This is a genomic window from Variovorax frigidus (assembly GCF_051216515.1).
GTDB lineage: Bacteria > Pseudomonadota > Gammaproteobacteria > Burkholderiales > Burkholderiaceae_C > Variovorax.
The window spans coordinates 135,592-148,539 of the sequence record NZ_JBPJZF010000003.1 but is presented as its reverse complement, the minus strand read 5'-3'; the positions used below and the strand labels follow the sequence as shown (position 1 = coordinate 148,539).

The following is a 12,948-nucleotide window of genomic DNA, read 5'->3' as shown; positions in this document are numbered from 1 at the left end:
TTTTTTCGATCGAGAGACAGACGCTCAAGACCGCTCAGGCCGGGACCGACTCCACCCCTGCCCGATCCCAGTGCCGGTGCTTGGCGATCGCCGCCACGAAGGCCGCGGCGATGTCGGTAGCCGCGGTGATGTCGCCCAGGTTGGTAACCGGCGTCGCCGCCACCACCACGCCGGCCGGTGCGGGCGCGTCCGCGGTCACACCCAGCGTCGACAGCAGTTGCACGCCCTCGCCCACCGCGCAGATCGCCTTGCAGTGCTTGAAGGCTTCGAGCACGAAATGCACGGCGTCGCCGTTCTGTGACATGGCCGCGGCGCCGTCCTTGCCGGCCGGCACCAGCACCGCGTCGAACATGATCGAAGGCATGTTGACGAAGGTGGCGTCGATGTCGATCTGGCGTTTCGATGCACTGGCCACCGTGCCCAGCCGCGGACCGACCACCTTGCAGATCGCACCGGCGTTTTCCAGCGCCTCGCGGATCGGCTTGAGCGATGCGGAGTCCACGCCGTCGGCGACCAGGATCGCGATCTTGCGGGTCTTGATGGAACCGTCGCCGCTGTCGACCATGCGCAATGCGGGCGACTCCTCGATCGCCGATGCGATGCGGTGGTCGCGGAAACCCGGGCGCCCGGCCGCGGCCTTGGCGTCGGGGGCGCCGATGCCCAGCGGTTCGGCCACGCGCCGCGCCAGCTTCTCGTCGACGTGCGCGAGGTTGTCCACCATGCGCTGGCGGATCGCGGGCACGTCGAGCTTCGACAGCTCGAAGCGGAAGGCCGCGACGATGTGCTCCTTCTCGGCCGTGCTCTGGCTGTTGAAGAACAGGCGCGCCTGCGTGAAGTGGTCGTCGAAGGAGGCGCTGCGGCGCCGCACCTTGGGCGACTCGATCGCCTCGGGGAAGGTCTGGAAGCCGCCGCTCTCGCCATCGACGCGGTACTCCGCGCCCGTGGCCAGCGTGTTGGGCTCGTAGGCCACCTGGCCGCGCGCGATGGTCTGGCGGTGCATGCCGTCGCGCTGGAAGTTGTGGAAGGGGCACACGGCCTTGTTGATCGGCAGCTCGTGGAAGTTGGCGCCGCCGAGCCGCGAGATCTGCGTGTCGGTGTACGAGAACAGCCGGCCCTGCAGCAGCGGATCGTTCGAGAAGTCGATGCCGGGCACGACGTGGCCCGGGTGGAAGGCCACCTGCTCGGTCTCGGCGAAGAAGTTGTCGGGGTTGCGGTCCAGCACCAGCCGGCCGATCTTCTGCACCGGCACCAGCTCCTCGGGGATCAGCTTGGTCGGGTCGAGCAGGTCGAAGCCCAGCGAGTGCTCCTTGTCCTGCGGGATCATCTGCACTCCCAGCTCCCACTCGGGGAAGTCGCCGTTCTCGATCGCGTCCCAGAAGTCGCGGCGATGGAAGTCGGCGTCCTTGCCGGCGATCTTCTGCGCCTCGTCCCAGGCCAGGCCGTGCACGCCCAGCTTGGGCTTCCAGTGGAACTTGACGAAGTGCGACTCGCCGCGCGAATTGACGAAGCGGAAGGTGTGGACGCCGAAGCCTTCCATCATCCGGTAGCTGCGCGGGATCGCACGGTCGCTCATGGCCCACATCAGCATGTGGGTGGTCTCGGGCATCAATGAGGCGAAGTCCCAGAAGGTGTCGTGCGCGCTCGCGGCCTGCGGCATCGCATGGTGCGGCTCGGGCTTCACCGCATGGATCAGGTCGGGAAACTTCATGGCGTCCTGGATGAAGAACACCGGCACGTTGTTGCCCACCAGGTCGTAGTTGCCTTCACGGGTGTAGAACTTGACCGCGAAGCCGCGCACGTCGCGCACCGTGTCGGCCGAGCCGCGTTCGCCCGCGACGGTCGAAAAGCGCACGAAAACGGGCGTCTTCTGGGCCGGGTCCTGCAGGAAATCGGCGCAGGTGAACTGCGACATCGACTTGTAGACCTCGAAGTAGCCATGGGCGGCCGAGCCGCGGGCATGCACGGCACGCTCGGGAATGCGCTCGTGGTCGAAGTGCGTGATCTTTTCGCGGAGGATGAAGTCCTCCAGCAGCGTCGGGCCACGCACACCCGCCTTGAGCGAGTTGTGGTTGTCGGGGATGTGCAGACCCTGGTTGGTCGTGAGCTGCGCCGCGCCCTCCTGGGTGAAGCCCGCCAGCTGCATCTGCTTGCCGTTCGGGCCGTCGCCGGCCTTCGGGCGGCGGTTGGCCGCGGCCCTGTTTCTTGGGGTCATTCCGAATCCTCGGGATCGTGGTGGGGGCGCCTCACGGCGCGGAAAATTCAGCGGGCTTCTGCGTCGAGGACGATGTCCAGCGCATTCACCAATGCAACGAGACCGATGGTGCCGGCCACCGCGGCCACCGACCAGATCAGGAATTCATCCATGATGGGGCTGTTCAGCAGGTCGACCAGAGTGGAAAGCACCATGTTTGCCTCGTTTGGAAAGAAAGGGGCGCCGTGACAGCAGGCTGGGTGCTGCAGTCCGACGGATCGATTGCCTCGACCGAAGGAGCTTGGGGCCTGGCACCGCTCCCCCCCGTAGTGGCCGCGCGCTCGGGTCTGTAGGCCGGCGGGGGTTGTTCCGGTAGGCATGGGCCGACGCAGCGTCTTCGGCCTACGCAATGACGGGCTCCCGTGCGGCGCACGGACAAGTCCGCGGCTACGATGGGCCAAAGCGGGCACCGAACATGCTTCAGCATTTCCACTCCACTCTTGCGAAGCGACGCCATGCTCATCCAGATCGGCTATGACATCGAAATCGGCGTCAGCGCTCCCACCGCGCTCGTCTACATGCTGCAGGTGCATCCCTCGCGTGCGGCCGACATCCCCGATGGGGAGCACATCACGATCAGCCCGCCCTTGCCGACCGACCACTACCGCGACAGCTTCGACAACCATTGCGCGCGGGTGCATGTGCCCTACGGCGTGCAGAGCGTGCGCTTGCGCAACGAGGCGGTGGTCTACGACGCGGGTTGGCACGACCCGGTCGACTACGGCGCCATCGAGCACGGCCCGGCCAACCTGCCGGTGTCCACCCTGCCCTTCGTGCTGCCCAGCCGCTACTGCGAGGTCGACAGCGAGTTGCTGGCCTTTGCCTGGGCGCAGTTCGGCGGCGTCACGCCGGGCTGGCACCGCGTGCAGGCGATCTGCGATTTCGTGCACAACCACCTGCGTTTCGACTACCAGCAGGCGCGCGCCACGCGCACCGCGCTCGAGGGCTTTCGCGAGCGCGTGGGCGTGTGCCGCGACTTCACGCACCTGGCGATCACGCTGTGCCGCTGCATGAACATCCCGGCGCGCTACGTGACCGGGTACCTGGGCGACATCGGCATTCCGCCCGTGCCCTACCCGATGGATTTCAGCGCCTGGTTCGAGGTCTACCTGGGCGACCGCTGGCACACCTTCGATGCGCGCCACAACACGCCGCGCATCGGCCGCATCGTGATCGCGCGGGGTCGCGACGCCGCCGACGTGCCGATCACCATGGTGTTCGGCGCCAACACGCTGCAGCGCTTCGAGGTGACCACGCTGGAAGTGACGGGCTGAGGCGGCTCAGGCGGCGGCGTCGGGCGTGAACCCGATCACTTTCATCGGCGCCGCCAGGCCCTTGCGCCCCTGCTCCCAGTCGGCCCAGGGCATGTTGCCCACGCCGAAGCGTTCGGGCGCCGAATGCAGGTTCCAGTGCGCGCCCGAACCCAGCGTGGGCAGTTCGTCCCAGGCCACCGGCACCGACACGCCCAGCCCCGGGCGTGCGCGCACCGACCAGGCGCTCACGGTGGTGGCGCCGAAGCCGTTGCGCAGGTAGTCGACGAAGATCTTCCCCACCCGGTTGCGCGGGCCGCTCTTGGCCACGAAGCGGTCGGGAATGGTCTGGGCCAGGTGCACCACCAGCGCCTGCGAGAAGGACTTGACCGCGTCCCACCCGAAATGGCGGCGGATCGGCACCACCACGTGCAGGCCCTTGCCGCCGCTGGTCTTGAGGAAGCCGACCAGCCCGACCTCCTCTAGCAATGTGCGCGTGAGCAAGGCAGCCTCCTGCACCCGCTCCCAGGGCACGCCCTCGCCCGGGTCGAGGTCGAAGGTCATGCGATCGGGCTTGTCGATGGCGGCCGACACCGCGTTCCAGGTGTGGAACTCCACCACGTTGAGCTGCGTGGCCGACAGCAGCCCTTCGCCGCGGTCGATCTGCAGCAGCGGATCGTGGTCGCGGTCGAGCGACGGATCGAGCAGCGTGATGCCCGGCATCTCCGTCCCCTTGGCGTGCTTCTGGAAGAACAGTTCGCCGCCGATGCCTTCGGGCGCGCGCACCAGCGAGACCGGACGGCCCTTCAGGTGCGGCAGGATCAGGGGCGAGGCCTCGACGTAGTAGGCGACCAGTTCGCCTTTGGTCACACCGCTCTGCGCATCGATCACGCGTTCGGCGTTGGTGATGCGCGGTGTCTTGGGCGCAGCGCTTTTCTTTTTCGTCATGGCACTTTCCTTGGCGGGCGCCACGGCGACCGCCTGTTCTCGCGTGATCTGCCGTGCGGGCTTGTCGCTGCGCAGCCCCTGAAAGACGCTGTGGCGCACGCGATGCTCGCGCGTCCATTCGCCGAACGCGACCTCGGCCACGAGTTGCGGCTCGACCCACTGCGCCTTGACCGTGCGGGGCACGCCGTGCGCACCCTCGGCAAATGGAGAGCGTGTGCTCGCGACGGCATCGAGCTTCGCCTTGATGTCTGCCAGCCGCGCACCGTCGAAACCCGTGCCCACGTTGCCGCAGTAGCGCAGCGCGCCCTGCGCGTCGTACACGCCCAGCAGCAACGCACCGAAGCCGGCGCGCGAGCCCTTGGGCGCGGTGTAGCCGCCGATCACGAATTCCTGGCGCTGCTGGCTCTTGAGCTTGATCCAGTCGGGCGAACGGCGCGACACGTAGCCCGAGCCCAGCCGCTTGCCGACCAGCCCCTCGAAGCCCAGCGCGCTGACCGAGGCCAGCAGGTCGCGCGGCGGCGCATCGAAGCTCTCGCTGAAGCGCAGGCGCGGCGCGAGATCGTCGGTCAGCAGCGCGGAAAGGCGTTCCCGCCGCTGCTCGACCGGCAGCACGCGCAGGTCTTCGCCGTCGAGCCAGGGCGCATCGAACAGCCAGTAGACGATCGAGGCGGTGGTGCGCTGGTCGAAGGCGTTCTGCAATGCCTGGAAATCGGGCGCATCGCGCTCGCCCGGCACCACGATCTCGCCGTCGAGCCAGGCCGAGCGCACACCGAGCGTTGCCAGCGCGCGCGCCAGTTCGGGCAGCTTGGCGGTCCAGTCGTGACCGTTGCGGGTGAAGCAGCGCACGGTGCCGTTCTCGATCCGGGTCAGCAGCCGGTAGCCGTCGAACTTGAGTTCCCAGAGCCAATCCTGCGGCGTGGGCGGGGGCGCCGTGGCCAGCGTGGCGAGCTGGGGGGCGAAGCTTTCGGGCAGCAAGAGCGGCGTCGCGCGGCGGCGCGTGGTGGCTCGCTTCGCGGCGGGCGCCGTCTTCTTCGCAGGTGCGGCGGCGGGCTTCGCCAGGGCCGGGGCGATCACGCTGTCCGGCAGCGCCTCGGTCACGTCATAGCCCTCGAGCGGCCGTGCTGCATCGTCGTTTTCCTTGATCAGCAGCCAGGCCTCCTGCTTCTCGCCCTTGCCCTTCATGCGCACCAGCGTCCAGTGGCCCTGGAGCTTTTCGCCATGCAGCGCGAGCTTGAGCTTGCCCGCGGCCAACGCCGCGCGCGCATCGCCGTCGGGCTGCCACGTGCCGCGGTCCCAGACGATCACCGTGCCGGCACCGTACTGGCCCGGCGGGATCGTGCCCTCGAAGCCGCCGTACGACAGCGGATGGTCCTCGACCCGCACCGCCATGCGCTTCACGTGCGGGTCCAGGCACGGGCCCTTGGGCACGGCCCAGCTCTTGAGCGTGCCGTCGAGCTCGAGCCGGAAGTCGTAGTGCAGCCGGCTCGCGTGGTGCTTCTGGATCACGAAGGACAGCGTGCCCTTGGCGGATTGGCCGCCTGTGCGCGGCTCCGGCGTCTTGCTGAAATCGCGCTTGCGGTGGTAGTGCGCGAGCGCCTCCTTCGCACCCATGGCGATTCCGGGCGTCAGGCCGCGCGGCGGCGGGCAGGGGTCTTCTTGGCGGGCGCGGTCTTGCGCGCGGGCTTCTTGCGGGCGGCCGTCTTGGCTGCAGGCGCTTCTTCCTCGTCTTCTTCGGGCGGCGCAGCCGCAGCCTTGGCGCCCTTGCGCAGGCTGCGCTGCAGCAGTTCGGTGAGGTCGATGATCTTCGCGCTGCCGCGGCCACCGTCCTCGGCCGATTCGGGCTGCGTCACCGACTCGGTGTCGCCGTCCGCGACCTTGCGGTCCACCAGACGCATGATCTCGTCCTTGAACGAGTCCTTGAATTCGTCGGGATCCCAGTCGGAACTCATGTCCTTGACCAGTTCGCCCGCCATCTTGAGTTCGCGCTCCGTGAGACCCGCCGCCTTGGCACCCTCGGCCGGCAGCGGCAGGTCCTTCCAGGGGCGGATGTCCGCGCCCCAGCGCAGCAGGTTGAGCACCAGGCCGGGGCCGGCGGGCACCAGCACGGCCAGGTGCTGCTTGGTCTGGATCACGACGCGCGCAATGCCGACCCGGCCCGTGCGCTGCAGCGTTTCGCGCAGCAAGGCATAGACCTTGGCCCCGCGGTTGATCGGCGCCACGTAATAGGGCCGTTCGAGGTAGACGAAGGGAATGCTGTCGGCCGGCACGAAGGTCTCGATCTCGACCGTCTGCGTGGTCTTGGGGTAGGCCGCGGCGATCTCGGCATCGGTCAGCACCACGTACTGCCCGTCTTCGTAGGCGATGCCCTTGACGATCTGCTCGCGCGCGATTTCCTTGCCGGTCTTCTTGTTCACGCGCTTGTAGCCCACCGGGTCCATGGTGCGCTTGTCGAGCCAGTCGAAGTCGATGCTGTGGTCGGTGGTGGCCGAATAGAGCGCGACCGGGATGTGCACCAGCCCGAAGCTGATGGCACCTTTCCAGAGCACGCGGGGGGTCGACGATTTGGCAGCAGCAGGCATGGCGGGATTCCTCCAGGCTGCAAGCTAGCCTTGTGCTTCGGCTGCGTTTGTAGGAACCCGGCCTTCCCCTTCGTGGGGTGGCACCGATGCGTTCAGAGTCGGCGTTCGCTCGCCACCGCGAAGTAGAACCACTCGGTGCCCGGCAGCGCCTCGGTGTTGGGAAACACCAGGAAGCCGTCGCGCTCGGCGCGCAGCACGCTGCCGTCGGCGCGCACGCCGATGGCTTCGCCCTGGGCCACCGCGTCGAAGGTGGCCCATTCGCGCACGAACTGGTCGTCCTCGTGGGCGCGGTCGGTCACGCTCACCAGCCGCAGCAGCGCGGGCTGCGGCGGTGCAGCCGGGGCCGGCGCATCGACCATGCCGAGCAGGCGCAGCGCCGAGTGGATGGCCGCATGGGCCACCTCGGGCGCGGCCGGGTCGGTGTGCTGCCCGCATTCGAGCGTGACGCCGTAGCCGCCCTGGCTGCGCATGTACTCGTTGGTGCCCCAGCCGAAGGCCAGCGCCGCCTCGTCGGCCGGCTGGCCGCCCGCGCGTTGCGCGAGGCCCGCGGCATAGATGTCGAGCCAGCCCTCGACCACCCGCGGCGTGCCGATGTGCAGCGCCAGCTGGCCTTCCTCGAAGGCGCGGGCGAAGGGCTCGAGCGTGCCGCTGTTGTCGCGCGGGCCGATCATCGAGAAGGCCTCGCCCGCGCTCTGGAAGGAATGCAGATCGAGCAGCACCTCGTGGCGCGCGAGCAGCGGACACAGCAGGTTGGTGAGCCGTGCCTCGTGGTCGGCCGGTGCGTCGCTGGGGCGGAAGGAGCGGTTGAGGTTGCGCTCGCCTTCGCGCCGCAGCAGCCGCCGCGCGAGCGGATTGGCCACCGGCACCAGCGTGAGTTCGCCGCGCGCGAGCCGCAGCGCGCCGCTGTCGAGCTCGGCCCGCAGGCGCTCGATGCCCACGGTGCCGCAGGTCTCGTCGCCGTGCACGCCGCCGAGCACGATCAGCCGCGGGCCGGGCGTGGCCGAGACGAAGCTGTGGATGCGCAGGAGGTCGTCGGGCGGAAATGAAAGCATCGCCGGCGATCCTACAGTGCGCGGTTGGGCGGTCCTACCGGGCTTTTCCGAAGCCCACGCCATAACCGAACCACAGGCGAAAGCCCAAGGAGCCCCCATGACCGCAACGAAGAAGACCCCGCAGAAGCCCGACCAGCCCGACGACGGCAAGACCCGCGCCACGCAGGGCGGCGAATCCTCACCGCGCCTGCCGCACGAGCGCGACGAATCCTCCGACAGCCAGCGCAACACCGACGGCACGGCCACCGAGGTGGGCAAGCGTGCGCACGACGACGTGGAACGCGGCGCGGTCGACACCGACCGCGGCCCGGTGACGGACCGCGTCTACAACGACAAGGTCAAGCGCTGAGCCACACCGGGCAGCGAGAGAGGCGATCAGCTCACAGCGGTCTGAACAGCCCGCACGGTCCAGGCAGCACGCCGCCCGCAGGTGTTCAGGCCGCCAGGTTGGCGCGCATCGACGAGATCACGCCGGCGTAGTCCTTGGTGTTGAAGATCGCGCTGCCGGCCACGAAGGTGTCGGCGCCGGCCGAGGCCACGCGCGCGATGTTGTCGGCCTTGATGCCGCCGTCGACCTCGAGCCGGATGTCGCGACCGCTCTGCTCGATGCGCTTGCGCGCCAATTCGATCTTGCGCAGCGCCGAATCGATGAAGCTCTGGCCGCCGAAACCGGGGTTCACGCTCATGATCAGGATCAGGTCGATGTCGTCGATCGCCCAGTCGAGCGCCTCGAGCCCGGCCCCGGGGTTGAACACCAGGCCCGGCTTGCAGCCCGCGGCGCGGATCGCCTGGATGCTGCGGTGCACGTGCGGCGAGGCGTCCGGATGGAAGCTGATGTAGTCGGCGCCCGCCTGCGCGAAGGCCGCGGCCAGTGCGTCGACCGGCTGGATCATCAGGTGCACGTCGATCGGCACGGGCGTGCCGTCGGGCTTCCTGGCGTGCGGCTTGAGGGCCTGGCACACCATCGGTCCGAAGGTGAGGTTGGGGACGTAGTGGTTGTCCATCACGTCGAAATGGATCCAGTCGGCGCCGGCAGCGATCACGTCGGTCACCTCGGCCCCCAGGCGGGCGAAGTCGGCGGACAGGATCGAGGGCGCGATGCGGTAGGTGGGGCTGCTCATGCTTCGGATTGTCGCAGCGTGCCGCCGGGGCCAACAGTTACCATTCCCGCATGTCCCAGTCCCCCATGAGCGTCCAGGTCGAACCGCGCTACCTCGCCGAGCAATCCTCGCCGGACGACCACGTCTACACCTTCTCCTACACCATCACCGTGACCAACATCGGCAAGGTCGCGGCCCAGCTGATCGCGCGCCACTGGCTGATCAACGACACCTCCGGCCACGCCCAGGAAGTCAAGGGCCTGGGCGTGATCGGCCAGCAACCGCTGCTGGCGCCGGGCGAATCCTTCCGCTACACCAGCGGCTGCCGCCTGCAGGCCGCCAGCGGCACCATGCACGGCAGCTTTTTCGTGGTGGACGAACACGGCGGGCGCCACGACGTGCCGGTGCCGCTGTTCCTGCTCGAAGCCAACACCGACGGCGCGCCTGCTGCGCGCGTGCTGCACTAAGCCCGGCGCCCCGCTTCAGGATGCGCGCCCAGAGCGATCTGTCGACGCTGCTCGCCCGACTCGACCCGGCGGCCGGCACCCCCGAGCGCCACGTCTGGCTGATCGACCTGTTCGACTGGCTGCGCGGCGAACGCGGCACACCGCAGGCCGCGGCGGCGCGCGTGCGCCTGCTGCTCGACGCCATCGACGGGCGGCCCGCGCTGCGCGAGCGCGTGCGGGCCTGGTGGTCGGCCTTCACGCGCGACGTCGACCTCACGGCCCTGCTGGCCGACCACGGCTTCGCGCCGCGCACCGCCTTCCTCAGCGAGCTGAGCGAGCGCCTGCGCCGCAAGCTGCTGCCCGGCACGCCCGAGACCACCGACGCATCGGAACTGTTCCGCATGGTGCTGCCCGGCGACTTCGATGCCCACTGGATCGCGCTGCTCGACGAGGCCACGCTGGTGCGCGTGGGCGAGTTGCTGGCCGATGCGCCGGCGGCCGACGCATCGGATGAATCCGACGCAGCCCCGCGCTGGCGCCACACCGTGATGGACGCCATCACCTACTGCAGCAGCCAGGTCGTCGCCGCTGGCTTCTCGCCCGAACTGCGGCTGCGCATGAGCGACCCGGTGCGGCAGTCGCGTCCCTTCCACACGCTGATGTCCAGCCTGGACGACCTGCGCGACGAGATGTTCCGCGCGCCGCGCGACGAGGCCGCATGGCAGGCCGCCTACCTCGCCTTTCGCGACCGGCTCGATGCCTGCCGGCTGGGCGCCTCCTCGGTCTACACGCACCTCGAGGACCACGGCATCTCGGTCGGCCTGGTGTTCCGGCTGCGGCAGCTGCGCGAGCGCGTGCTGCGCATCCGCGAGCTGCTCGACTGCCTGATGACCCCGGCGCCGCAGGCCAGCGTGGCGCGGCTGGTCGGCAAACTCGTGACGGCCGGCGGCGAGCGCAGCAGCATCCGCGCGCTGATCGCCTCCAACTCCTCGATGCTCGCGGCCAAGGTCACCGAGCGCAGCGCCGAGGCCGGCGAGCACTACATCACGCGCGACCGCGGCGCCTATGCACAGATGGTGCGCAAGGCGGCGGGCGGCGGCGCGCTGACCTCGATCACGGTGCTGCTCAAGTTCGCCATCCTGGCGCTCGGGCTGTCGGCCTTCTGGGGCGGCCTGTGGGCCGGGCTCATGTATGCGGCCAGCTTCGTCGCGATTCAACTGCTGCACCTGACACTGGCCACCAAGCAGCCCGCGATGACCGCGCCGGCCATGGCCGCCAAGCTGCGCGACCTGAAGTCCGAAGGCGCGGTCGATGCTTTCGTCGACGAGGTCACGCACCTGGTGCGCTCGCAGGTCGCAGCGGTGCTGGGCAACGTGCTGGTCGTGGTGCCGGTGGTGCTGGCGATCGTGGCGGCGGCGCAGCAGCTGCTGGGCGCGGCGCCGCTCGACGCGGTGCATGCGGTCGACGTGCTGCACGGCCTGTCGCTGGCGGGGCCGACCGTGCTCTATGCGGCCTTCACCGGAGCGCTGCTGTTCGCGTCCAGCATCGTGGCCGGCTGGACCGAAAACGCCTTTGTCCTGCATCGTCTGGACTCGGCCATGCGTTACAACCCCCGCATCGGCGCCTTCCTCGGCGCCGCCCGTGCCCGCCGCTGGGCCGACTTCATGCGCACACACATCTCCGGCTTCGCTTCGAACATCTCGCTGGGCCTCATGCTGGGCCTGGTGCCGGCGTTCGCGGCCTTCTTCGGCGTGGGCCTGGACGTGCGCCACGTCACGCTCTCGGCCGGCCAGATCGCCGCCGCGGCGGGCGCGCTCGGTCCGGCCGCGCTGCACATGACCGCGCTGTGGTGGGCGGTCGCGGCCGTGCCGCTGATCGGCGCGCTCAACGTGAGCGTGAGCTTCTATTTCGCCTTCCGCCTCGCCCTGCGCGCCCACAGCGTGAACGCTGTCGACCGCGCGCGCATCCGTTCCGCGATCTGGGCCCGATGGCGCAGCCGGCCTGCCAGCTTCTTCGTGCCTGCCCGATGACCTCTTTCATTCCCGCCGATCTCCTGGGCTTCTGGGCCGAATGGGTGCGCCCCTCGGCCGGCCTGCCGACCGTGCTGTGGTCGCTGCTGATCGCGGCGGCCGCGGCCTCGGGCCACCTGGTGCAACGCTACATGGGCATGCCCAAGGTGGTGGGCTACGCCATCGTCGGCACGCTGGTCGGCCTGGCCGGCTTCGAAGGCGCCGTCTGGCCGCTGCAGGGCATCAGCCTGTTCCTGCTCGAGCTGGGCGTGGCCATCGTGCTGTTCGAGGCCGGCGGCCGGCTGCCGCTGCGCTGGTTCCGCCACAACCCGATGCTGCTGCTGCAGAGCCTGCTCGAATCGGCCCTGACCTATTTCGGCGTGTTCTGGACCCTGCACTGGCTGGGCGTGCCCGACCCGGTGGCCAACCCGGTCGCGCTGATCGCCATCGTCGCCTCGCCGGCCGTCTTGAGCCGGGTGGTGATGGACACCGGCGCGTCCGGCCCGGTGACCGAGCGCGCGCTCACGCTCGCCACGCTCAACACCTTCTATGCGCTGGCCCTGGGCTATGCGCAGGCCGGCCTGCTCGAGCGCGGTCCGGCCGGTCTGATCAGCAAGCTCTATCCGGTGCTGGTGGTGCTGGGCGTGTCTTTCGTGGTGGGGGCGGTGCTCGCGCTCGCGATGCGCTCGGCGCTGCGGTTCATGAGCCCGACCAGCGAGAACACCTCGATCCTGCTGCTCGCCCTGATCGGCGCGGGCGCGGCGCTGGCGGCCCACTTCGGCGGCGCCGCACCGCTGGCCGCGCTGATCGGCGGCATCCTGCTCAAGCAGCTCAATCCCAAACCCTGGGCCTGGCCGCGCCAGCTGGGCACGGCGGCCTCGCTGCTGACCATGCTGATGTTCGTGCTGGTGTCGATCGTCGCCGCACAGGGCGACTGGAGCATGCCGGTGGCCAGCCTGGTGCTGGCCGTGATCGGCGTGCGGCTGGTGGCCAAGATCGCGGGCGTCGCGATCGCCAACAAGGGTAGCGGCACGAGCTGGAAGCAGGCCTTCTGGGTCGGCTGCGCGATGTCGCCGCTGTCGTCGATCGCGCTGCTGATCGCCTCGAACTTCGCCAGCGCCTCGCCGCTGCTGGGCGCGATGATCACGCAGATCATCCTGCCCGCGATCCTGCTGATGGAAGTGCTGGGCGCGGTGCTCGCCACCGTGGCGATCCATGCCTCGGGCGAGAGCCACCGGCCCTGGGCGCCCGAAGCCTTCGCCCGCCCCGAGGAACGCGACACGAGAGACACCCAACGATGAGCACGCAGACCC

11 protein-coding genes are annotated in these 12,948 nt (G+C 69.4%); 5 read left to right on the top strand and 6 right to left on the bottom strand.

What is annotated here, in order from left to right:
• Positions 1–34 precede the first annotated feature (34 nt).
• Complete coding sequence (katE, locus tag ACSFBC_RS10045) at positions 35–2,212, bottom strand: catalase HPII (protein WP_435510180.1); 2,178 nt, start codon at positions 2,210–2,212, stop codon at positions 35–37.
• Between the two features lie 47 nt (positions 2,213–2,259).
• Positions 2,260–2,406, bottom strand: a complete 147-nt coding sequence (locus ACSFBC_RS10040; protein ID WP_435510179.1) for a hypothetical protein — start codon at positions 2,404–2,406, stop codon at positions 2,260–2,262.
• Between the two features lie 300 nt (positions 2,407–2,706).
• On the opposite strand from ACSFBC_RS10040, the gene ACSFBC_RS10035 reads away from it, so the two are divergent.
• A complete protein-coding gene (locus tag ACSFBC_RS10035; RefSeq protein ID WP_435510178.1) occupies positions 2,707–3,525 on the top strand; it encodes a transglutaminase-like domain-containing protein in 819 nt (272 codons plus the stop codon).
• Between the two features lie 6 nt (positions 3,526–3,531).
• Here ACSFBC_RS10035 and ligD read toward each other — a convergent pair whose 3' ends face one another.
• The 3 genes from ligD to ACSFBC_RS10020 all read right to left on the bottom strand — a co-directional run bounded on the left by ligD (position 3,532) and on the right by ACSFBC_RS10020 (position 8,080).
• Positions 3,532–6,060, bottom strand: a complete 2,529-nt coding sequence (gene ligD / locus ACSFBC_RS10030; RefSeq protein ID WP_435510177.1) for a DNA ligase D — start codon at positions 6,058–6,060, stop codon at positions 3,532–3,534.
• Between the two features lie 14 nt (positions 6,061–6,074).
• The gene (ku, locus tag ACSFBC_RS10025; RefSeq protein WP_435510176.1) at positions 6,075–7,028 is read right to left on the bottom strand and encodes a non-homologous end joining protein Ku; all 954 of its coding nucleotides are present in this window, start codon (positions 7,026–7,028) and stop codon (positions 6,075–6,077) included.
• A gap of 92 nt (positions 7,029–7,120) precedes the next feature.
• Positions 7,121–8,080: a succinylglutamate desuccinylase/aspartoacylase family protein gene (locus ACSFBC_RS10020; protein WP_435510175.1), complete on the bottom strand. Its 960-nt coding sequence runs from the start codon at positions 8,078–8,080 to the stop codon at positions 7,121–7,123.
• Between the two features lie 97 nt (positions 8,081–8,177).
• Here ACSFBC_RS10020 and ACSFBC_RS10015 point away from each other — a divergent pair, with 97 nt between their 5' ends.
• Complete coding sequence (locus tag ACSFBC_RS10015; protein WP_435510174.1) at positions 8,178–8,429, top strand: hypothetical protein; 252 nt, start codon at positions 8,178–8,180, stop codon at positions 8,427–8,429.
• Positions 8,430–8,514: 85 nt separating this feature from the next.
• Here ACSFBC_RS10015 and rpe read toward each other — a convergent pair whose 3' ends face one another.
• Positions 8,515–9,201 carry a ribulose-phosphate 3-epimerase gene (gene rpe, locus ACSFBC_RS10010; RefSeq protein WP_435510173.1) on the bottom strand — a complete coding sequence of 229 codons (687 nt, stop codon included), beginning with the start codon at positions 9,199–9,201 and terminating at the stop codon, positions 8,515–8,517.
• A gap of 50 nt (positions 9,202–9,251) precedes the next feature.
• On the opposite strand from rpe, the gene apaG reads away from it, so the two are divergent.
• From apaG to ACSFBC_RS09995, 3 genes are read left to right on the top strand one after another with little or no spacing between them, the layout of a single operon-like run.
• Positions 9,252–9,647 (top strand): Co2+/Mg2+ efflux protein ApaG, encoded by a 396-nt coding sequence (apaG, locus tag ACSFBC_RS10005; RefSeq protein ID WP_435510172.1) that lies wholly within the window; start codon positions 9,252–9,254, stop codon positions 9,645–9,647.
• 20 nt (positions 9,648–9,667) lie between these two features.
• Positions 9,668–11,656 carry a site-specific recombinase gene (locus ACSFBC_RS10000; RefSeq protein WP_435510171.1) on the top strand — a complete coding sequence of 663 codons (1,989 nt, stop codon included), beginning with the start codon at positions 9,668–9,670 and terminating at the stop codon, positions 11,654–11,656.
• A complete protein-coding gene (locus ACSFBC_RS09995) occupies positions 11,653–12,936 on the top strand; it encodes a cation:proton antiporter (protein ID WP_435510170.1) in 1,284 nt (427 codons plus the stop codon). Before ACSFBC_RS10000 ends, ACSFBC_RS09995 begins: the two co-directional genes overlap by 4 nt.
• Positions 12,937–12,948 lie beyond the last annotated feature (12 nt).